General features: G+C 60.2%; 20 protein-coding genes. 6 read left to right on the forward strand and 14 right to left on the reverse strand.

Annotated elements, in window-relative coordinates:
* Positions 1 to 4: 4 nt before the first annotated feature.
* A complete protein-coding gene (trmFO, locus tag RAK1035_RS13825; RefSeq protein WP_008282207.1) occupies positions 5 to 1,381 on the reverse strand; it encodes a methylenetetrahydrofolate--tRNA-(uracil(54)-C(5))-methyltransferase (FADH(2)-oxidizing) TrmFO in 1,377 nt (458 codons plus the stop codon).
* Positions 1,382 to 1,423: 42 nt separating this feature from the next.
* Complete coding sequence (locus RAK1035_RS13830) at positions 1,424 to 2,209, reverse strand: enoyl-CoA hydratase (RefSeq protein ID WP_008282208.1); 786 nt, start codon at positions 2,207 to 2,209, stop codon at positions 1,424 to 1,426.
* A gap of 58 nt (positions 2,210 to 2,267) precedes the next feature.
* Between RAK1035_RS13830 and RAK1035_RS13835 the strand changes: the two genes are divergently transcribed.
* From RAK1035_RS13835 to rpsI, 3 genes are all read left to right on the forward strand, one after another.
* Positions 2,268 to 2,687 (forward strand): PaaI family thioesterase, encoded by a 420-nt coding sequence (locus tag RAK1035_RS13835; RefSeq protein ID WP_008282209.1) that lies wholly within the window; start codon positions 2,268 to 2,270, stop codon positions 2,685 to 2,687.
* A 246-nt stretch (positions 2,688 to 2,933) separates the two neighbouring features.
* Positions 2,934 to 3,398, forward strand: coding sequence for a 50S ribosomal protein L13 (gene rplM / locus RAK1035_RS13840; RefSeq protein WP_008282210.1), 465 nt, complete (start codon positions 2,934 to 2,936; stop codon positions 3,396 to 3,398).
* Entirely contained in the window at positions 3,398 to 3,889 is a 492-nt protein-coding gene (gene rpsI / locus RAK1035_RS13845) for a 30S ribosomal protein S9 (RefSeq protein ID WP_008282211.1), read from the forward strand. The genes rplM and rpsI overlap by 1 nt, the downstream gene beginning before the upstream one ends.
* Before the next feature lie 66 nt (positions 3,890 to 3,955).
* Here the strand turns inward: rpsI and RAK1035_RS13850 are convergent, their stop codons facing one another.
* From RAK1035_RS13850 to RAK1035_RS13900, 11 genes are all read right to left on the reverse strand, one after another.
* Positions 3,956 to 4,333: a DUF2852 domain-containing protein gene (locus RAK1035_RS13850; protein ID WP_008282212.1), complete on the reverse strand. Its 378-nt coding sequence runs from the start codon at positions 4,331 to 4,333 to the stop codon at positions 3,956 to 3,958.
* Positions 4,334 to 4,424: 91 nt separating this feature from the next.
* Positions 4,425 to 5,048, reverse strand: a complete 624-nt coding sequence (locus tag RAK1035_RS13855) for a TetR/AcrR family transcriptional regulator (RefSeq protein ID WP_008282213.1) — start codon at positions 5,046 to 5,048, stop codon at positions 4,425 to 4,427.
* Positions 5,041 to 5,910, reverse strand: coding sequence for a polyphosphate kinase 2 (ppk2, locus tag RAK1035_RS13860; RefSeq protein WP_008282214.1), 870 nt, complete (start codon positions 5,908 to 5,910; stop codon positions 5,041 to 5,043). Before ppk2 ends, RAK1035_RS13855 begins: the two co-directional genes overlap by 8 nt.
* A gap of 36 nt (positions 5,911 to 5,946) precedes the next feature.
* Positions 5,947 to 6,915: an alpha/beta fold hydrolase gene (locus RAK1035_RS13865; protein WP_008282215.1), complete on the reverse strand. Its 969-nt coding sequence runs from the start codon at positions 6,913 to 6,915 to the stop codon at positions 5,947 to 5,949.
* Positions 6,899 to 7,822, reverse strand: coding sequence for a homoserine O-acetyltransferase MetA (gene metA / locus RAK1035_RS13870; protein ID WP_008282216.1), 924 nt, complete (start codon positions 7,820 to 7,822; stop codon positions 6,899 to 6,901). The genes RAK1035_RS13865 and metA overlap by 17 nt, the downstream gene beginning before the upstream one ends.
* A 27-nt stretch (positions 7,823 to 7,849) precedes the next feature.
* On the reverse strand, positions 7,850 to 8,722 hold the full coding sequence (locus tag RAK1035_RS13875; protein ID WP_008282217.1) for a hypothetical protein: 873 nt from the start codon (positions 8,720 to 8,722) through the stop codon (positions 7,850 to 7,852).
* A 113-nt stretch (positions 8,723 to 8,835) separates the two neighbouring features.
* Positions 8,836 to 9,954, reverse strand: coding sequence for an OmpP1/FadL family transporter (locus RAK1035_RS13880; RefSeq protein ID WP_008282218.1), 1,119 nt, complete (start codon positions 9,952 to 9,954; stop codon positions 8,836 to 8,838).
* A gap of 137 nt (positions 9,955 to 10,091) precedes the next feature.
* Positions 10,092 to 10,979 carry a DMT family transporter gene (locus RAK1035_RS13885; protein WP_008282219.1) on the reverse strand — a complete coding sequence of 296 codons (888 nt, stop codon included), beginning with the start codon at positions 10,977 to 10,979 and terminating at the stop codon, positions 10,092 to 10,094.
* On the reverse strand, positions 10,976 to 11,242 hold the full coding sequence (locus RAK1035_RS13890; protein ID WP_008282220.1) for a putative quinol monooxygenase: 267 nt from the start codon (positions 11,240 to 11,242) through the stop codon (positions 10,976 to 10,978). The genes RAK1035_RS13885 and RAK1035_RS13890 overlap by 4 nt, the downstream gene beginning before the upstream one ends.
* A complete protein-coding gene (gene guaA, locus RAK1035_RS13895; protein WP_008282221.1) occupies positions 11,239 to 12,807 on the reverse strand; it encodes a glutamine-hydrolyzing GMP synthase in 1,569 nt (522 codons plus the stop codon). Before guaA ends, RAK1035_RS13890 begins: the two co-directional genes overlap by 4 nt.
* A 52-nt stretch (positions 12,808 to 12,859) precedes the next feature.
* Positions 12,860 to 14,119: an OmpP1/FadL family transporter gene (locus RAK1035_RS13900; RefSeq protein ID WP_037298321.1), complete on the reverse strand. Its 1,260-nt coding sequence runs from the start codon at positions 14,117 to 14,119 to the stop codon at positions 12,860 to 12,862.
* 302 nt (positions 14,120 to 14,421) lie between these two features.
* On the opposite strand from RAK1035_RS13900, the gene RAK1035_RS13905 reads away from it, so the two are divergent.
* A complete protein-coding gene (locus RAK1035_RS13905; protein WP_008282223.1) occupies positions 14,422 to 15,969 on the forward strand; it encodes a trimethylamine methyltransferase family protein in 1,548 nt (515 codons plus the stop codon).
* 60 nt (positions 15,970 to 16,029) lie between these two features.
* Here RAK1035_RS13905 and RAK1035_RS13910 read toward each other — a convergent pair whose 3' ends face one another.
* Complete coding sequence (locus RAK1035_RS13910) at positions 16,030 to 16,323, reverse strand: DUF6477 family protein (RefSeq protein ID WP_037298324.1); 294 nt, start codon at positions 16,321 to 16,323, stop codon at positions 16,030 to 16,032.
* 238 nt (positions 16,324 to 16,561) lie between these two features.
* On the opposite strand from RAK1035_RS13910, the gene RAK1035_RS13915 reads away from it, so the two are divergent.
* Together RAK1035_RS13915 and RAK1035_RS13920 are read left to right on the forward strand one after the other, a co-directional pair.
* On the forward strand, positions 16,562 to 17,677 hold the full coding sequence (locus tag RAK1035_RS13915; protein WP_050775779.1) for a DUF6456 domain-containing protein: 1,116 nt from the start codon (positions 16,562 to 16,564) through the stop codon (positions 17,675 to 17,677).
* Between the two features lie 72 nt (positions 17,678 to 17,749).
* On the forward strand, positions 17,750 to 18,748 hold the full coding sequence (locus RAK1035_RS13920; RefSeq protein ID WP_112303092.1) for a hydrogen peroxide-inducible genes activator: 999 nt from the start codon (positions 17,750 to 17,752) through the stop codon (positions 18,746 to 18,748).
* Positions 18,749 to 18,820 lie beyond the last annotated feature (72 nt).

The following is an 18,820-nucleotide window of genomic DNA, read 5'->3' on the forward strand; positions in this document are numbered from 1 at the left end:
TGCGTTATGAGGCAATGCTCATGTTTTGAGCCGCCAGCCATTCGCCCCAAGCTGCCTTGGCGCGGTCGGTATAGCCCTTGTAGCGGTCGATGCGCCCACGCCGGCCGCCCTTGAACCCATCAATCGGGCGAAAGAGCCCGAAATTGACATTCATCGGCTGAAAGGTTTTCGCCTCGGCCCCGCCGGTGATGTGATGGATAAGCGCGCCCATGGCACTGTCCTGTGGCACGGGGGGCAGGCTCTGGCCCAGGATTTCCGCTGCCGCCAGACGCCCGGCCAAAAGGCCCATGGCGGCGGATTCGACATAGCCCTCGACCCCGGTGATCTGCCCGGAAAAGCGGATGTGCGGGCGCGAGCGCAGGCGCATCTGCGCATCAAGCAGCGTAGGGGAATTGAGGAACGTGTTGCGATGGATGCCGCCAAGGCGGGCAAACTGCGCGTTCTCAAGGCCGGGAATCATTTTGAAAACAGTGGCTTGTGCGCCATACTTCATCTTGGTCTGGAATCCCACGATATTGTAGAGCGTGCCTAGCGCATTGTCGCGGCGCAGTTGCACCACGGCATGCGGTTTGACATCCGGCGCATGTGGGTTGGTCAGGCCCACAGGCTTCATCGGGCCGTGGCGCAGGGTCTCGCGGCCGCGTTCGGCCATGACCTCGATAGGCAGGCAGCCGTCGAAATAAGGGGTGGGGTTGGGGGAAGACTCTGCTTCGCCTTCGTGAAATTCGGTCTTGTCGGCGGCCAGCAGCGCGTCGATGAACGCCTCGTATTGATCGCGGTCCATCGGGCAATTGAGGTAGGCGGTGCGCTCGGCCTCGGTTTCGCCCTTGTCATAGCGCGATTGCATCCAGGCGCGCGACATGTCGATGCTGTCGTGATAGACAATCGGCGCGATGGCGTCAAAAAAGGCGAGCGCCTCGGTGCCGGTCTCGGCGGCAATGGCCTGTCCCAGCCCCTCAGAGGTTAGCGGGCCGGTGGCGATGATCCAATGGCCACTGTCAGGAAGTTGCGTGATTTCATCATGTTGCACGGTGATATTCGGGTGATCCAACAGCCGCGCCGTGACCGATTGGGCAAAGCGATCGCGATCCACCGCCAAGGCACCGCCCGCAGGCAGGCGGTTTTCGTGGGCCATGGCCATGATCAGGCCATTCGCCGCGCGCATTTCCCAATGCAGGAGGCCCACGGCGTTTTGTTCATCATCATCCGAACGGAACGAGTTGGAACAGACCATTTCGGCCAGATCACCCGTTCGATGGGCAAAGGTTTTGACGCTTGGGCGCATTTCGTGGATGACCACATGCACGCCCATATTCGCGGCTTGCCATGCTGCCTCTGACCCGGCCATGCCGCCGCCGATGATGTGTAATACGTTATCCATGGGCTGCGATTTAGGCCATTGAGGGGTGTTTGGAAAGGGGCGTCACTGATCCCAATCGGGGGCGCGTTTGTCGATGAAGGCGGCGATGCCTTCGGCGGTGTCGCGGTCGAGCATATTTTCGACCATCACCGCGCCAGTATGGGCATAGGCGGCCTCTAACCCCATGTCGAGTTGGTCGTAAAAGGCGCGTTTGCCGATGCGCACGGCAGAGCCAAGTTTGCTGGCGACGGTTTCGGCAAGGGCCATGGTCTCAGACTCCAGATCCTCGGGCGGCACGGCGCGGTTGATCAGGCCAAGCTCTGCGGCGCGGGCGGTGTCGATGAACTGGCCGGTGGTCAGCATCTCGAACGCCTGTTTGCGCGGGATATTGCGGCTGAGCGCCACCATCGGGGTAGAACAAAACAGACCGATATTGACGCCATTTACGCCAAAGCGCGTGCCATGCGCGGCCACGGCCATGTCGCAGCTTGCCACCAATTGACAGCCTGCCGCGGTGGCGATGCCATGCGGTGCGGCAATCACCGGTTGGGGCAGGGTAAGGATAGTGGTCATCATCTGGGCGCAACGTGCAAAGAGATCGGCGAAATAGGCGCGCCCGCCATCTTCGGCCTGTCGTCCGGCGGTCATTTCCTTGAGATCATGCCCGGCGCAAAACGCTTTGCCAGCACCCATGAGGGTGATCACGCGGATGTGGCGATCCTGTGCCAGCCTGTCAAACTCGGACTGAAGCGCAGCCAGCATGGCATCCGAAAGCGCGTTGAGATTGCCGGGCGAATTGAGAGTAAGCCGCGCGATTGCGCCCTGGTCGGTGCGGTCGAGAATTGCCATCTTGTAACCCCTTGTGCGTTATGGCCATTCTAGCGCGGAACAGCGCGGGGGGCAAAGCATGAGCGTCAAGATGACGGCGGCGGATTTGATGAGTTTTCTCGACCGGGAGTTTCCACAAGTCTCGGGGGAGTTTGCCATCGAGGAGGTGGGCGAGATGCACATCCGCACGCGGCTCTTGGTGGGAGAGCGGCATTTGCGGCCCGGCGGCACGGTGTCTGGCCCGTCGATCTTTGCGCTTGCGGATGTGTCGGTTTACTTGGGCATTCTGGCGATGATCGGGCCTGAGGGGCTGGCCGTGACGACAAATTGCAGCATTGATTTCATGCGCAAGCCCATGGCAGGGGTGGATTTGATCGCGGAGTGTCGGTTGCTCAAGCTGGGGCGGGTGCTGGCGGTGGGGGATGTTCTGATCTATTCCGAAGGGATGAGCGCGCCGGTGGCGCGCGCGAGCCTGACCTATTCGATCCCCCCCAAATGAAGCCCTAGACGGGGCGCTGTTCACTCCCCGGACCCCCCGGGCGTATTTCAAGAACGGTGACGGGGTGGATTATTTGGGGTAAAATAATACCTATTTTTTAAGTCACTGATTTAGCTTGCTTATTTTGAACATATGGCAGTTGACCTGCGCATTGAACTGATTATAACCCGCCCATCGCATCAGAGCCGCCCGTAGGGTGGCCCAAACTGATCAAGACCAAAGACCAAGCACAAGGTTCTGCCTGAAATGAAAACATTCTCTGCTACCCCGGCAGATATCGACAAGAAATGGATCCTGATCGACGCCGAAGGCGTGGTTCTGGGCCGTCTTGCGTCGATCATCGCCATGCGCCTGCGCGGCAAGCACAAGGCCAGCTTTACCCCCCACATGGACATGGGCGACAACGTGATTGTCATCAATGCCGACAAGGTGCAGCTGACCGGCAACAAGCGCAACAAGCCCAACTACTGGCACACCGGCCATCCGGGCGGCATCAAATCGCGCACCACCGGCGAGATCCTCGAGGGCAAGTACCCTGAGCGCGTCGTGATGCAGGCGGTCAAGCGCATGCTGCCGGGCAACCGCCTGAGCCGCACGCAGATGACCAACCTGCGCGTCTATGCTGGCGGCGAGCATCCTCATGAGGCGCAGAGCCCTGAGGTGTTGGACGTCAAATCCATGAACTCCAAGAATACGCGGGTGGCTCACTGATGGCTGACGAAATCAAATCCCTCGAAGGTCTCGAAGCCGTCGCTGGCGGTGTCAGCGCTGCAGCCGTGGCCATCAAAGCCCCGCGTGAGCCCGAGCGTGATGCGCTTGGTCGCTCTTATGCAACCGGCAAGCGGAAGGATGCGGTTGCCCGCGTCTGGATCAAGCCCGGTTCGGGTAAGGTCGTGGTCAATGGCAAGCCGATGAACGAGTATTTCGCGCGTCCCGTGCTTCAGATGATCCTGAAACAGCCGTTCACGATTTCTGGCACCGAAGGCCAGTTCGATGTGATGGCAACAGTCGCCGGTGGTGGTCTGTCGGGTCAGGCCGGTGCGGTCAAGCACGGCGTGTCGAAGGCGCTGCAGCTTTACGATCCCAGCCTGCGTGGCGCGCTCAAGGCTGCAGGGTTCCTGACCCGTGACAGCCGCGTCGTTGAGCGGAAGAAATATGGTAAGCGCAAAGCGCGCCGCAGCTTCCAGTTCTCCAAGCGCTGATCCATTTCGGATTACACAGTCAAAGGGCCGCCCAGAGGGCGGCCCTTTTTGGTTTTGCGGTAGGGCTCAGGCGGTGGTTTGCGCCTGTGTGGGTTTGCGGCGTTCGTCGATGAATTGGTCGAATTCGGCCTTGTCGCGCGCGTCGCGCAGGCGCTGAAGGAAGGCTTCGAATTGTTCCTGCTCTTCCTCGAGACGGCGCAGCGTGTCGGCCTTGTAGGCGTCAAAGGCGGCATTGCCAGTGCTGCGCGTGGCGTTTTGGCGGTGAAAGCGAGAGGGAAGGCTGCGTACGGTCATGCGATTGCTCCAGATCATATAGGCCAGTAGGGCGAGGCCGAGGGGCCAAAAAACGATAAGACCCAAGACCATGGCGATGATCCAAGCGGGCTTGCCTTGGCGGTCGAGCCAAGATTCGGCCTGTGCGGGCCAGGTGGTAATGGCGGACATGACGTCTCCTTGTCGTGTGTGAATGTTACTTACATTTACATATGTAAGATGCCCAGTGCTGCACGCAAGAGGTGTGCTTTGAATTTTCGGGTCAGGGGGTGCTGTCGGGCGGGATGAGGCCCAGACCGCGCAGATAGACGCTTATGCCGGATTCAAGCAGGTCTTCGGGCGGAAAGGGGGCGCGGGCACCGGGGGTGCCACGCGCGTAAAGTTCGACCACCCCATGGCTCATCGCCCAGACATGGGCGGCGAACATCGCCGCAGGTGGGCGGCGGTCAGGCGGCAAATGCGCCGAGAGCGCGGCGGCGGCGCGGGTGAGGATCGCTTGGGCCCGCGCGGCGGCATCGGCCAATTCCGGGTTGGAGTTTACCGAGAGGCCAGATTCGAACATCGCCACGTAATGCCCGGCATTCGAGCGGGCAAAGGCCAAATAGGCGCGCCCCGTTGCCATAAACGCCGTCAAGGGATTGGGGCGTGCGTCATTGAACGCGGCTTCCATCCGGGTGACAAAGATTTCAAATCCTTGGCGCGCGGCCTCGGCAATCAGCGCCTCGCGGCCTGAAAAATGCCGGTAGGGCGCGGCGGTCGAGACACCGGCCAATTTTGCGGCCTCGGCCATGGTAAAGCCCTGCGGCCCCTTTTCGGCAATCAGGGTCAGCGTGGCCTCGACCAGAGCCTGCCGCAAATTGCCGTGGTGATAGCCCTGCTTACCCATGCCAAATTTCAGGGCCGCCGACTATGCCGGGATCAGCGCTGCCCACCGCGCGGGCATCCTTGCGGGCATAATCCAGTTGGCTGAGGACATGACGGATGGTTTCAATCCGCGCGCGCCGCTTGTCGTCCGAGCGCACGACAGTCCACGGCGCATGGTCGCTATGGCTGCGTGTGAGAGTTTCGGCGATGGCGGCGGTGTAACTGTCCCATTTCTTGAGACCCTCGACATCGATCCAGCTGAGTTTCCATTGCTTGAGGGGATCTTGCTCGCGGTCGAGAAAGCGGCGGAGTTGCTCGGCACGGCCAACATTGAGCCAGACTTTGAAGAGATGGATACCCTCGTCGACGATCATCCGCTCGAAATCCGGGACTTGGGCAAAGAAATGCTCGCGCTGCGCGTCGGTGCAAAAGCCGAACACTTTTTCCACAACCGCGCGGTTATACCAACTGCGGTCATAGAATACGATCTCGCCCCCGGCGGGCAGATAGTCGATATAGCGCTGGAAATACCATTGTGTTGCCTCGACATCCGACGGTTTGCTAAGCGCGACAACCCGCGCGCCGCGCGGATTCAGATACTCGCGGAACCGCTTGATCGTGCCGCCCTTACCCGCCGCATCGCGCCCCTCAAAGACGATGGCGATGCGCGCACCGCTTTCCTTGGCCCAATGCTGGAGCTTGACCAGTTCGATTTGCAGCTTTTCGATATCTTTCTCATAGGTCTTTTTTGACAGGCCTTCGGAATAGGGGAAATCTGCCCCCAAGATATCATCCTTATCGGCGCGGCGGATTTCCTTGCGGATGGCTTCGGGGGCTTCCGTCTCGAAAAAGGCGCTGATCGCGCCGTCAAAGGGCAGGTCCATGGGGCCTCTCGCTATGGTTTCCGTCAGTATGGCGGCTCAATCGACGGGGCGCAATCCGGCGCGGGTAGCGGCGCGATCTATGGCTGCAATCACCGCCTCTGGATCGCTGTGGTGGGGCATGTGCCCGACGCCGTCGAGCACGGCCAGATGGGCACCGGGAATTTGGGCCGCCAGCGGTTCGGAATGGATCGAGACGCCCACGGTGGTATCAGCCGTGCCGTGTACGATTTCGACCGGCACGGTGATGGTGCCGTAAAGGGTGTGCAGTGCCTCGATCTCGGCCAGTAGATTGGCGCGCTGCAAGGCATTGGCCCGCAAAGAATGGCGGCGCAGCGTGAGGCCGGCACCAATATGTTCGAGATAACCTTCGGGTGGTTCTTGCGGCGTGAAAATTTCCCGCACCGCCTGTTCGACGCGGGTGTCATGGACAAAGGCGGTAAGCAGCGGGATCACGAGCGGGCCAAGCACCGGATGCGAGAGCACGCGGTAATAGGTCGAGAGGCCGGTATCCCAGGGTTTGGCGGCACCGGCCACATCCACGAGGGCTGCGATATGATCAGGTCGCGTCACCGCCCAAGCAAGCGCTACCGCGCCGCCATAGCTATGGCCGAGCACGATAGGCTTGTCGGCCCCAAGCTGGGCTGCCGCCTCTTGCAGCAGCGCCGCTTGTTGGGTGATCGTGGCCCCGGTGCGGTTGATGCGGGCGGTATAACCCAGACCGGGGCGATCAATCACGATGACACGGTAGCGCTCTGCCAATCGCGGGGCGAGTTCAAAGGTCAGATCGCGGGTATTGCCCGAGGCCCCGTGGATCAGCACCAGATCAGGCCCATTGCCCATCACGACGGCATGCACGCGGTGGCCGCTCACGTCGATGATCTGGCCCTCTGGGGGAAAGGAGGCTTCGGCGCGCGCCTCGTGGGTGCGGGCACGTTGCTGGGTCCAGCCCCAAAAAGCGACCAGACATACCGCAACAAGGATCAGGGATTTAACAGCCAATGGCATTCATATCGAACGGGGTCGTCTGATAGATCTGGTTCACCCAGTTGCCATAAAGAAGATGCGCGTGACTGCGCCAGCGGTTCTGCGGCGGGCGCGACGGATCATCGCCGGGATAGTAGTTGCAGGGCACATTGATCGGCGTGCCGTTGGCTATATCGCGGTCATATTCCTGTTTCAGCGTGTCGCTGTCATATTCAAAATGGTTGAAGATGTAGAGCGCACGACGCGCGGTATCCTCGACCAGACAGGGTCCGACATCATCGCTGTCCAGAAGGATCGTAAGCCCCTCGACCGCCTCGATCTCGGCGCGCTTCATCTCGGTCCAGCGGCTGACGGGGATCACGCAATCATCGGAAAATCCGCGCAGATAGGGTGACGCGGGGACCATGTTGCGATGCCGAAAGCAGCCAAAGGCCTTGGCGGGCAACATGTGTTTCTGCACCCCGTGGAAATGATTGATCATCGCCATCCCGCCCCAGCAGACGCCAAAGGTCGAATGCACATGGGTTTGGGTCCAGTCAAAGACGCGCGCCAACTCTGCCCAATAGGTCACGGCGTCGAAATCGAGATGCTCAATCGGCGCGCCGGTGATGATGAGGCCATCGTATTTGTCACCCGAGGCGGCAACCTCTTCAAAGGGACGGTAAAAGCTCTCCATATGTTCGGCGGCGGTGTTCTTGGTCTGATGTTCGCTCATGCGGATCAGGTCAAAGTCGATCTGCAACGGGGTTGCCCCGATCAGCCGGGCAAACTGGTTCTCGGTCTGGATCTTTTTCGGCATGAGGTTGAGAAGGCCGATGCGCAAGGGGCGGATATCCTGCCGCGCGGCTTGATCCGGGTCCACCACCATCACCCCTTCGCGCGTAAGCACGTCATAGGCTGGCAGGTCGGCTGGGATCTTGATGGGCATCAGGTGGGGTTCCTTGGCTGTCGGGCCTTAGATAGGCGTGGCGGCGCGGCGCTCAAGGGCGGTGGCGATCAACGCCTCAAACTCCTGTGCCGTTTTGACGGTCGCCACCTCGTTGGCGGTGACGCTGACGCCCCATTTTACCATCGCCTCATAGCGGGGCTGACGGTGCGCAAGGGCGCGGGCATAGGTCCAGCGGATAAAGCTGTCTGGATCAACTTCGTCCTCTTCGCAGTTGTTTTCTTTGAGGTATTCGGCCCATGCCGCATCGAGAAAGGCAGGCTGATACGCCATCGGCTTGGGCGCGCGATCAAAGCGGCGGATCAATTCAGCCGTATGCGCCTCGGAGCCTTCAATATAGATCAGCAGACAATGTGCCGAAAGTTCCTTTAGGATCGTGTCCTCGGGATCGTCGCCGTCTACCCATTCACAGATCGACCCACCGGTGTCGCAGATGAAATGTGGATATCCATAAAGTGCGTCTGCGCGGCGGATGAAATAGGCCGTATCCATCAGCGCGTGGATCTCGGCTTGCCGAAACTGTTCTTGTCGGATGCGGTATTCTTCGATCGGCAGCCCGCCTTTGGCGGGATTGCCCGGCTTGCCCAGATAGGTCGAAACCGGGGTGAGGTTGTGAAACGTGATGTTGGAGCCGATATAGATCGAGTCGCTTAGCAGAAGGTCACGCAGGAAGGGCACCTGCATTGCATGCGCCTTGGCATTGTCGGCGATAAGTTCGCCCATGTAGCGCGTGCCGATGCGGTAATCTATCGAGTAGTGAAACCAGTTCCCGGCATCCCGCAGCGTGTTCGACACATGCGTCTTGCCCAAGCCTGACATGCCGTAGAACAGCACCCGTTTATGTGTGGCCTCGCGCCAGTCTTGTGCCGAAGTGTAGATCATCGCTGCTCCCTCTCGCGGGTTTGGTACAAAGCGCGCGGCGCGGGGTCAAATGCAATCATGCAAAAGCCCCGCCCGGGTGAGGGGCGGGGCCTTATTTTTGGTTCTAGGACCGCTTAGAAGCGGAAGGCGACCTTGGTGCCGATGGCGATGGCATCGCTGCCAGAGAAGGCCGTGACGTTCGAGTTCGCGTCGCCGACATCGAAATACTTGATACCAGCGGTGATTTCCCATGCCTCGGTTTCGTATGTGGCGGCCAGACCGTAGCTGAAGTAACCGTCTTTGCCCGAAAGGTTGCCAACGACGTCCCCTTCATCCTTTTCATAGCCAAGGAGGACAGCGCCGCTCCAGTTTTCGTTGAACCGGCGACCGATGCCCAGCTCATAGGTCCAGATGTCGCTTGGGCCGCTGGCGATAGGAACGTTGACCGGAACACCCGTGGCGACAGAGAAGAAGTCGCCGGGCTGAACGGCGAATTTCGACCATTCCCGCCATTTCACAGAGCCAAAGAGCAAGGTGTCTTTGGCAATACCTGATTGGGCATGAAGGGTGAACGCCTGCGGGATTTCCACTTTGAAACCTGCGCCGGTGTTGTCCTTGAAATCGTGCTCTGTTTTGGACTCATAGGTCAGGGCAACGCGCAGGGCGATGTCGGGAATTTCATAGGCGGCACCCAACAGGTAGCCGACTTGGAAATCCTTGTTTACGCCCAGAGTATAGGGTGAGTTGGGTGCAGGAACCGCGCTGCCAAGGGTGGCGGGCGAAATCACCGTGATATTGCCCGACAGGCCGACATAGCGCAGACCACCATAGATGCTGAAGCGATCAGTTGCCTTGTATTTTGCAAGGGCAGTGAACGCGACAGAGCTGACTTCGGCGCTTGATCCGCCAAAGAACGCGCCACCCAAGGCCGCCGGGGGCGTGCGATAATTGACCGAAGCGCCAACCGGTTCGTCGATGACAAACGCGAGCGCCACACGATCATTCAGTTCATGCTTGTAGCCGCCTGCAAAGGATTGATAGCGGTTCTGGATGTTGCCAGTGGGGGCCGTGGGCACGCCGGGGCGCGCAACGCCCGAGACGGATGGGTCCACGGTTGCGGCCGAGAACTCGAGATAGTTCTTGCCTTTTTCGAACAGGATCATCGAAGGGTCGCCCCGTCGTTCGATTTCACCACCAAAGGCTGACGATGCCGTTGCGGCGATCACGGTCGCTGCGAGCCAAGTTTTCTTCATGTGTCCCTCTCCTCCAGAAATATTTGGATCACATTACCTTTACGCCGAAACCGGTCAATCTTTGACGCGGCGTCACAAATTGCGACGTGGCGGCAGGTGGCGCAGCGGACACACTTTCTAAGGAAAAAAGTGTAAATTCATACACTTTTGCGCGTTTCGCGCCAAAGATTCAGGTAATTCGCACCAAAGATCACAGCCGCGCCCACGAGTACAAACACGTCAACTGCCTCACCATAAACCAAAAGGCCGACAATGGCGATTACGGGCAGTCGTAAAAAATCAACCGGAGTGACCAAGGTGGCCGGAGCCAGCGAGAGCGCGGTGGTGAGGCAGAAATGGGCCAAAAGCCCCGCGCATCCGATCAGCACGAGCCATGGGGCAGAGGTGAGCGAGGGGAGGGCGATGTCGCCATCATACCCTGCGCAGGCCAGGCCAAAACCGATTTGCAGCAGTGTCATCCAGAAGAGGATGCAAGTCAGGGATTCCGTGCGTGTCAGGCGCTTGGTCATCAGGATTGAACCGGCAAAGCCGATGGCGGCTGCCGCCGCAGCGATTGTGCCCAGGTTGATTGTCTCGGGACTGGGGCGCGCGACGATGAGGATGCCGGCAAAGCCGATTACGGCGGCGAGGGCGCGAGTGCCTGTCAACCGCTCGCCCAACACCAGCGGTGACAGGATCAGAACCCAGAGCGGGGCCGTGAATTCGAGGGCAAAGACCTGTGCCAGCGGAATGACGGTGATCGCATAGAACCATAGGTTTTGGCCGGTAAAATGGCAGAGGTTGCGGACAAGATGCGTGCCGGGGCTGCGCGTGGTGACGGTGGCAATCTGGCCGGTCAGGCGGGCCACGCTGAGCACAAGGATAAAGCCCACAATGCTGCGATACATCATGATCTCGAACGTATCGAGTTCAAAGCTGACCGCGCGCCCCGCTACCGCCATAGATGAGAAAGAGGCGACCGCGCCCAGCATCCAGAGCCCTGCGCGCAAGGTCTGTGGGGCCGGGGCGGGGGCCGCCAGGCTCATTCCTCGGTGATCTCGAAGTGACGGGGCATATGAGAGGTGACACGCCACCATTCGCTGGCGCGCGTCCGGGTCTGATGCGCATCAAAGGCGGCACGGTCAACAAAGCGCTCTGACACGCTGAATTCTCCGGGCGCGGTTTCGGTCACGTCAAACGACAGACAGCCCTGTTCGGCACGGCTAAGGCGGATATGCTCCGTCAGGGCGGCGCGCGTGACCTCGAGGTCTTCGGAGGGACAAATCATTTGGCCGGTGAGAGAAATCATTCCCACTCGATCGTTCCCGGCGGCTTCGAGGTGATGTCATAGGTCACGCGGTTGATGCCTTTGACCTCGTTGATGATGCGCGTCGCGGTTTCACCGAGAAACTCGTGGGTAAAGGGATAGTAATCGGCGGTCATGCCATCAACGCTCGTCACGGCGCGAAGGGCGCAGGCAAAATCATAGGTCCGCCCATCGCCCATGACCCCCACGGTTCGTACCGGCAGGATGGCAACGAACGCCTGCCAGATGTCATCATAGAGCCCGTGGCGGCGAATCTGGTCGATATAGACGGTATCGGCCTTGCGTAGGATGTCGAGTTTTTCGCGGGTGATCTCGCCGGGGCAACGGATGGCAAGACCGGGGCCGGGAAAGGGATGACGCCCGATAAAGCTCTGGGGAAGGCCCAGTTCGCGCCCCAAAGCGCGCACCTCGTCCTTGAAGAGTTCGCGCAGGGGTTCGACCAGTTTGAGGCCCATTTTCTCGGGCAGGCCGCCGACATTGTGATGCGACTTGATGGTGACAGAGGGGCCACCCGAAAAGCTGACGCTCTCGATCACGTCGGGGTAGAGCGTGCCTTGGGCGAGAAACTCGGCCCCTTCAATCTGGCTCGCGTATTTCTGGAACACGTCGATGAACAGGCGGCCAATGGTTTTTCTCTTTGTTTCAGGGTCACTTACGCCCTCAAGCTCACCTAGAAACAGCTCTGCCTCATCGGCATGAATGAGGGGGATGTTGTAATTGTCGCGGAACATGGCCACGACCTCGTCGGCCTCGCCCTGACGCAAGAGGCCATGATCGACAAAGACGCACGTCAGTTGGTCGCCAATGGCCTCATGGATCAGCACGGCGGCGACAGAGGAATCGACACCCCCCGAGAGGCCGCAAATCACCTGTTTGTCGCCCACTTGAGCGCGGATCTTGGCAATCGCCTCTTCCCGGTAGGCGCCCATGGTCCAGTCGCCCTTGAAGCCCGCCTGCCGGATGAAATTCTCATAGAGCCGCGCCCCGTTCGGCGTGTGATGCACCTCGGGGTGGAATTGCACGGCGTAGAAGTTGCGGGCGCGGTCTGCCGTGATGGCAAAGGGCGCGCCGGGCGAGGTGCCCAGAACCTCGAATCCAGGTGCGATTTCAGAGACATGATCGCCGTGGCTCATCCAGACCTGTTCGCGCGAATCCCCGGCGAACCAGCCATCGACAAAGCCGCTTGCAACACCCGTCGACGTCACGTAGGCGCGGCCGAATTCGGCGGTGGCATGTTCGCCCGCCTCGACGCGACCGCCCAAGTCCTGCATCATGACCTGCTGGCCATAGCAGATGCCCAAGATCGGCACGCCCAGATCATAGGCGGCCTGAGGCGGCCTTGGGCTGCCCTCGCGCATCACGCTATCGGGGCCACCCGAAAAGATGATCGCGCGCGGCGCCATCTCTTGCAGGAATGCGTCCGTCACCTTTTGGTAGGGATGGATTTCGCAATAAACATTCAGCTCGCGCAGGCGACGCGCAATAAGCTGCGTTACCTGGCTGCCAAAGTCGATGATCAGGAGGCGGTCATGGGATATCTGGCTCATATCTCGCCTAGTAATTGGCGTCCCGCTCCGGCGCAAGAGAAAGCAGCGCGCCTTACCAGCGATAGCTGATGCCGGTTGCGATCTCGTGTTGATGCATGCGGATTTTCACCGGTTGTGCCACGCCGGTAAGCGCCGGGTTGGACCCCGAAAAGCTGTTGGAGAAGGCATGGGTGTAGGCAAAGGTAAAGGCCCAGCGGTCGTTGATCTCATAGGTGCCGCCCGCCGAGAGATGCCATTGGGGCGTGCCGGGGGCGATGGTGTTGATCACCACGTTGCCGTCGTTCTTGATGAACTCGGTCGAATAGCTAACGCCGGTGCGCAACGTCAGCTTGTCAGACTTCTGCCAGATGGCGGCCAGACGCCAGACATCGACATCCTGCCAGCCGAATCCTACGCCATTGGACGCCCCCAGCGGGCCGCCCGGAGGTGCGCTGGAATTGGCGATGGATTTTACATTGCCGTAGAAGATGCGTTGATACTCGCCCGTGAGTGTCCACTGGGGGGCAGCGGCGGGGGTATAGGCCGCCCCAAGGGTCAGCATTGCGGGCACGTCGAATTCGCCGTCGGCAAAGAGGCCCTTGTAGCGGCTGAACTTGGACATCTGGATTTCGTTGCGATAGGCCGCGCCAAAGGTCCATTCCGGATTGGCCTCATACAGCAGGCCAAGGTTTACGCCAAAGCCGGTGGACCAATCGTGGCCGCGGTTGGTGACATCGCCGGGACTGATCGACAGGGCAGAGAAGGCTTGCAGCCCCTGTGCCTTGAACCGCTGCACCGCAAGAATAGGAGATACGCCCAAGGTCAGGCGATCATTCACCTTGCGGGCATAGTTCAGCGTAATGAAGGCCTGTTCGAGATTGACCCCGACCGGGGCGGAGCCCGCGCCAAGCCCGGCAAAGAAATTGGTGTCAAACTCGGTGTTCATGCCGCCATTGCCAAAGACAAAGGCGCCAAGCGATGAGCGGTCATCGAGTTTCCAGTTGGCACCGCCGCAGGGAATGAAGAACACGTCATTCTGGCTTTTGTGGGTGCCGGGGGTCAGTGGCCCGCCGGGGGCGATTTCCACGTCGCGGTTCGGGGCAAAGGTGGTTAGACAAAGGCCCGCTTGATTGCCCAGCTTGACGCCCGTGGCCGGATTTTGCGCCATGCCGAGGACACCCGTTGGCACCGCAACACCTGCGCCCGCCATGCCCTTGGACTGGCCACCATAGCCATTGGAGAAATAGCCATTTGTGGCTGTTGCGGGGCCTGCCAGCGCGAGGGCACTCATCAGCGCAGATAGTTTCGCCAAGTGGCGCAAACACGTCTTCATCGTAACATACCTCTTACTGCGGTGCGGTTAGCCCAGATCTGTCAGTTTGTCCTGCGCTTTTAGAGACTGACGCTCATCATGGTAAATAGATCAGGCCGAGATCAAAGCATTATGGTTTTTGAATATATTTTGTCATTCATTTTATCCTGTCCTGAAATCAACAAGGGGCGCGTGTCGCTTTTTCCCCGCAATCGCCGGAATCTTCGCCTGATACACGCCGACAAACAGGTATGACCAGAGCAGACCTGCCCTGTGGCGGGAGCCTTGGCTATTGCAATTGACCATATACGAAGGGTGCATCCATGTCAGAAGCAGCACTGAGCAGCAGACGGTCCCGTGGCGGCGGCGGGGCAGCACGCCGTGCCGAACGCACCGCCGTCAGCATCGAGACCGCGCGCTATATCGAGCGCAACATTCCGAATTTCGAGGTTCTGACAGAAGAGGCGCTTGAAATCATCGAGGCCAATGCCGAAACGGTGCTGGCCGAGGTGGGCGTGAATTTTGTCCAGAATCCAGCCGCGCTGGAACGCTGGCGCCAGGCCGGGGCCGATGTGCAGGGCGAGCGGGTGCGCATTCCGCGTGGTTTGGCGCGGCAACTCTGTGCCACCGCCCCGTCGCGGATCATCCAGCATGCCCGCAATCCCGAGCGCACGGTGGAAATCGGCGGCAAGTCCCTTGTTCTGGCACCGGTCTATGGCCCGCCCTTCGTGCGCGACATGGAAGGCGGCCGCCGCTATGCAACGATGGAGGATTTCCGAAAATTCGTGAAGCTGGGCTATATGTCGAAATGGTTGCACCATTCCGGCGGCACGGTGTGTGAACCCACCGATATTCCGGTGAACAAACGCCATCTTGATATGCTGCTGGCGCATATGACCCTGTCGGACAAGCCCTTTATGGGATCGGTGACAGAGCCTAGCCGCGCGCAAGACAGCGTTGATATGTGCAACATCCTCTTTGGAGAGGAGTTCGTGCAGAACAACACTGTCATGACATCGCTCATCAACGTGAACTCGCCGATGACGTTTGACGATGTCATGATGGGGTCGCTGGAAATCTATGCCGCGAACAATCAGGCCTGTATCCTGTCGCCCTTTATCGTTGGCGGTGCGATGGCACCGGTGTCTGTGGCGGGTACGCTGACGCAGGTTCTGGCCGAGGTTCTGGCGGGCATTGCCTATAGTCAGCTTGTGCGCCCCGGCGCGCCGATGATCTTTGGGGCCTTCGTTACCTCGATCGACATGAACTCGGGCGCGCCGACCTTTGGCACTCCGGAGGCCGCACATATCACCTATGGGGCGGGTCAGTTGGCGCGGCGGATGGGGCTGCCGTTCCGGTCTTCCGGGTCGTTCAACGGTTCCAAACTGCCGGATGCGCAGGCGGCGTATGAGACGGCAAATAGCCTGAACGTCGGGCTTCTGGCAGGGGTGAACTTTATGTTGCACTCTTGTGGCTGGCTTGAAGGCGGGCTTGTGTCATCCTTTGAGAAATTCGTCATGGATGCCGATCAACTGGGCACGCTTCACCATTTGGCGCGCGGCGTGCAGGTGGATGAAGAGGCGCAGGCGATGGACGCCATTCGTGAGGTTGGGCCGGGTGGCCATTATCTTGGCTGTGCGCATACGCAGGCGAATTTCAAATCCGCCTTTTGGCGCTCTGACCTGTTCGACTACAAGCCGTTCGAGACGTGGGCAGATGAGGGCGAGCGCGACACGATGGTTCTGGCCAATGCGCGGGTTCACAAGCTTTTGGCGGATTATCAGCAGCCGCCGCTTGATCCGGAAATTGCCGAGGCACTTGCCGCCTATGTCGCCAAGCGCAAGGCTGAAATGCCGGATGCCTTTAGCTAAGATCATCGAGACTTGCCTAAAGAACGCGCGCCGCACCGACTTGCGGCGCGCTTTTTTATGTCAGGTCTCGAGCAATGACGGGGTTATGTCCCGTGCCTCTGCCATCATGGCGATCAATACCTCGACATGGCGGGCCGGTGAGTAACCTGTGGACGCAAGGCGGCGTTCCTGATCCAAGGCAGCCTCGGTTTCAAGCAGGCGCACAAGCGCGGTAGGGCTCTGGGGTAGGGGGCCATCGCGCAGTAGCCGCCGCAAATGCACCTCGCGGCGGTAGTCTTGCAGACCAATCCGCGCCGCGCGGATCAAAAGTGGGGGGCGGCGTAACGCCCGCAGAGTTCCAAGTATATCGTGCATAAGAGGCTCCTGTGATCGTGCAAATGCTTCGTCGCACAGGTTCGGTGGCTGTTGCGTTTTCAGGCGCTGCGCCGCGCGCAGGGCTTTGGATTTGTTTACGATTTGTCAATGAAGGTTGCATTTCTGGAAACAATTAACGAACCGGTAATCTTTGCACTCTTAAGTTGTGGATAACTCTGTGGGTAAGTTGCCAGGTTGCGATCTGGTGCCGGAAGGCCGAAAATTTGGGGGACGGGCGATGCACGAGGGGTATGCATTCAAGACCATTTTGCATGACGTACCCTCTTGGGTGCCCGAGGCGGCGCTGCACTATCTGGCCCATACCGAATCCGGCACGCCGATCAGGGCCTTGGCGCGGCATGCGGGGCGGCACGCTTCGACCGTGATGCGCCAAATCCGTGCCTATGAGACCCGCCGCGATGATCTTTTGGTGGACGAGGCGCTGCGGCGGCTTGGACAAAGGGTTAACCATGACAAGATTTCCGGTTCTCCTGCCAAGGAGGCTGCGATGACATCCCACACCATCACGCGACACAATCAGACGCCTGAATTGACGGAAAACCGCTTGAAATCAGAGGCACGGCGCGTTTTGCGCCGCCTCTGTGAGCCGGGGGCCCTGTTGGCCGTCTCTGCCGATATGGACAAGGCCGTAGTGGTGCGTGACACCGGTAGCGGCCAGACCCTGCGCACGGCGGTCGTCGAGCGCGAAGTGGCCGAGGCTATGGCGCTCAAGGGATGGGTGGCCTGTGACGGACCGGGGCGCATCGCGCGGTATCATATCACCGCCACAGGGCGCAACGCGCTTAGCCTGATGTTGGCTGAGGCCGAAAATCAGGCAAGCGGTCTTAGAGACGGGCCGTTTTTGTCGGAGCAGGCCGCATCCCACCCCACGCCAGATGCCAGCGGACGACGCGCACGCTACGGTCTGGTGGACTCGCCCCTTGTGGCGCTGGCCCGACGACGTGACAAGGACGGCAGCCGGTTTCTGACCTCGGATCTTGTGCGCGCGGGCGAACGGCTGCGCGAGGATTTCGAACTGGCCCAGATGGCCCCGCGTGTCGCGCAGAACTGGGACCATTTTCTCAGTCATGTCGATGAGCATAGCAGCCCCGTGGTCTCTCGTGGGTATGATGCCGAGGCGGCACGCCTGCGGGTCTTGGCGGCGTTGCGGGATCTTGGGCCGGGCTTGGGCGATGTGGTGCTGCGCTGCTGCTGTTACATGGAGGGGCTGGAACGCGCCGAGAAGAAAATGGGCTGGTCGGCGCGGTCGGGCAAGATCGTGTTACGCATCGCCCTGCAACGGCTCAAACGGCATTACGAGGGGTTGGGAGAAGCGGGCAGCTTGATCGGTTGAACGCGCAGGCTGCAAAGCCGCCATGCTATAATTCAGGCTTGTCATTTAGGTGGTGACCCATAAGCTATGGATATGAACATCACCCTTCGACAGCTTGGCTATTTCAAGGCGCTTGCCGAACAGCGCAATTTCGGGCGTGCGGCAGAGGTGGTCAATATTTCGCAACCGGCGCTCTCTGTTCAAATCAAAGAGATGGAGACAACGCTTGGCCAAAAGCTGGTCGAGCGGCGTGCGCGGGATGTGGTGCTGACCCCGTTTGGCCGCCTGATTCTGGCGCATGCCCTGCGGGTTTTGGACGAGATGCAGGCGCTGAGCGAGGCGGCGCGGTGGCAAGGCGGGCTGGCGGGGCGGCTATCGCTTGGGATTATCCCAACCATTGCGCCCTATATTCTACCCGGCGTGCTAGAGGCGCTGCGCAGCCGCGATATCTCGCTTGATGTGCAAGTGCGCGAGGCCAAGACTGACCAATTGATCGCCGACATTCAAGGCGGTCAACTGGACGCCGCGATACTGGCGCGGCCGGTCGGGGCTGAGGGGCTGCGCGAGCGACTGCTGTTCGAGGATCGGTTCTTGTTGGCGGGCACCTCGGTTCGGTTGGCGGCGCTTGGGCAAGGGGCAGAGGCGCTGCGCCCGACCTCGCTGGTGCATAGCCCGCTGTTGTTGCTGGAAGAGGGGCATTGCCTGACGGATCAAGCGCTTGAGGTTTGCGGACGTGGGCGTGGGCACGCACAGATTGATATGGGCGCCTCTTCGCTTGGCACGCTGTCGCGGCTGGTGGCGGCGGGATTCGGCCTGACCCTCATGCCCGAGATTGCGGCGGCGACCGAAGTGAGGGCGGCACCGGGGATAAACCTGCGCCGGTTTGGCCCGCCAGAGCCCGCCCGCCAGATCGTTCTGGTGCGTCGTCAGAGCACGCAAGACGAGGTGTGGTTCGAGAAACTGGCCGAGGTGTTGGAAACTGCCGGTGCCGCGCTTATCGCTCTTGCGCGCGCGCAGGTGCCGGAACCCACAGCCGCGATGCGACCTGCGCCGCACGCAGCGCAGGTCGACATTTACAGGGACACTCACTAAGCGCGATGGACACTCGTTACCCATGGTGCAGTCGTCAGGATGTAACGCTGCGTGACTGGCACTCTCCATCGC

It is taken from the genome of Roseovarius sp. AK1035 (assembly GCF_003288315.1).
Taxonomy (GTDB): Bacteria; Pseudomonadota; Alphaproteobacteria; order Rhodobacterales; family Rhodobacteraceae; genus Roseovarius; species Roseovarius mucosus_A.

Bases quoted from the DNA above. Each gene is read 5' to 3' on its own strand.
- trmFO (WP_008282207.1), bottom strand. From the start codon at position 1,381: ATGGATAACGTATTACACATCATCGGCGGCGGCATGGCCGGGTCAGAG.
- RAK1035_RS13830 (WP_008282208.1), bottom strand. From the start codon at position 2,209: ATGGCAATTCTCGACCGCACCGACCAGGGCGCAATCGCGCGGCTTACT.
- RAK1035_RS13835 (WP_008282209.1), top strand. From the start codon at position 2,268: ATGAGCGTCAAGATGACGGCGGCGGATTTGATGAGTTTTCTCGACCGG.
- rplM (WP_008282210.1), top strand. From the start codon at position 2,934: ATGAAAACATTCTCTGCTACCCCGGCAGATATCGACAAGAAATGGATC.
- rpsI (WP_008282211.1), top strand. From the start codon at position 3,398: ATGGCTGACGAAATCAAATCCCTCGAAGGTCTCGAAGCCGTCGCTGGC.
- RAK1035_RS13850 (WP_008282212.1), bottom strand. From the start codon at position 4,333: ATGTCCGCCATTACCACCTGGCCCGCACAGGCCGAATCTTGGCTCGAC.
- RAK1035_RS13855 (WP_008282213.1), bottom strand. From the start codon at position 5,048: ATGGGTAAGCAGGGCTATCACCACGGCAATTTGCGGCAGGCTCTGGTC.
- ppk2 (WP_008282214.1), bottom strand. From the start codon at position 5,910: ATGGACCTGCCCTTTGACGGCGCGATCAGCGCCTTTTTCGAGACGGAA.
- RAK1035_RS13865 (WP_008282215.1), bottom strand. From the start codon at position 6,915: ATGCCATTGGCTGTTAAATCCCTGATCCTTGTTGCGGTATGTCTGGTC.
- metA (WP_008282216.1), bottom strand. From the start codon at position 7,822: ATGCCCATCAAGATCCCAGCCGACCTGCCAGCCTATGACGTGCTTACG.
- RAK1035_RS13875 (WP_008282217.1), bottom strand. From the start codon at position 8,722: ATGATCTACACTTCGGCACAAGACTGGCGCGAGGCCACACATAAACGG.
- RAK1035_RS13880 (WP_008282218.1), bottom strand. From the start codon at position 9,954: ATGAAGAAAACTTGGCTCGCAGCGACCGTGATCGCCGCAACGGCATCG.
- RAK1035_RS13885 (WP_008282219.1), bottom strand. From the start codon at position 10,979: ATGAGCCTGGCGGCCCCCGCCCCGGCCCCACAGACCTTGCGCGCAGGG.
- RAK1035_RS13890 (WP_008282220.1), bottom strand. From the start codon at position 11,242: ATGATTTCTCTCACCGGCCAAATGATTTGTCCCTCCGAAGACCTCGAG.
- guaA (WP_008282221.1), bottom strand. From the start codon at position 12,807: ATGAGCCAGATATCCCATGACCGCCTCCTGATCATCGACTTTGGCAGC.
- RAK1035_RS13900 (WP_037298321.1), bottom strand. From the start codon at position 14,119: ATGAAGACGTGTTTGCGCCACTTGGCGAAACTATCTGCGCTGATGAGT.
- RAK1035_RS13905 (WP_008282223.1), top strand. From the start codon at position 14,422: ATGTCAGAAGCAGCACTGAGCAGCAGACGGTCCCGTGGCGGCGGCGGG.
- RAK1035_RS13910 (WP_037298324.1), bottom strand. From the start codon at position 16,323: ATGCACGATATACTTGGAACTCTGCGGGCGTTACGCCGCCCCCCACTT.
- RAK1035_RS13915 (WP_050775779.1), top strand. From the start codon at position 16,562: ATGCACGAGGGGTATGCATTCAAGACCATTTTGCATGACGTACCCTCT.
- RAK1035_RS13920 (WP_112303092.1), top strand. From the start codon at position 17,750: ATGAACATCACCCTTCGACAGCTTGGCTATTTCAAGGCGCTTGCCGAA.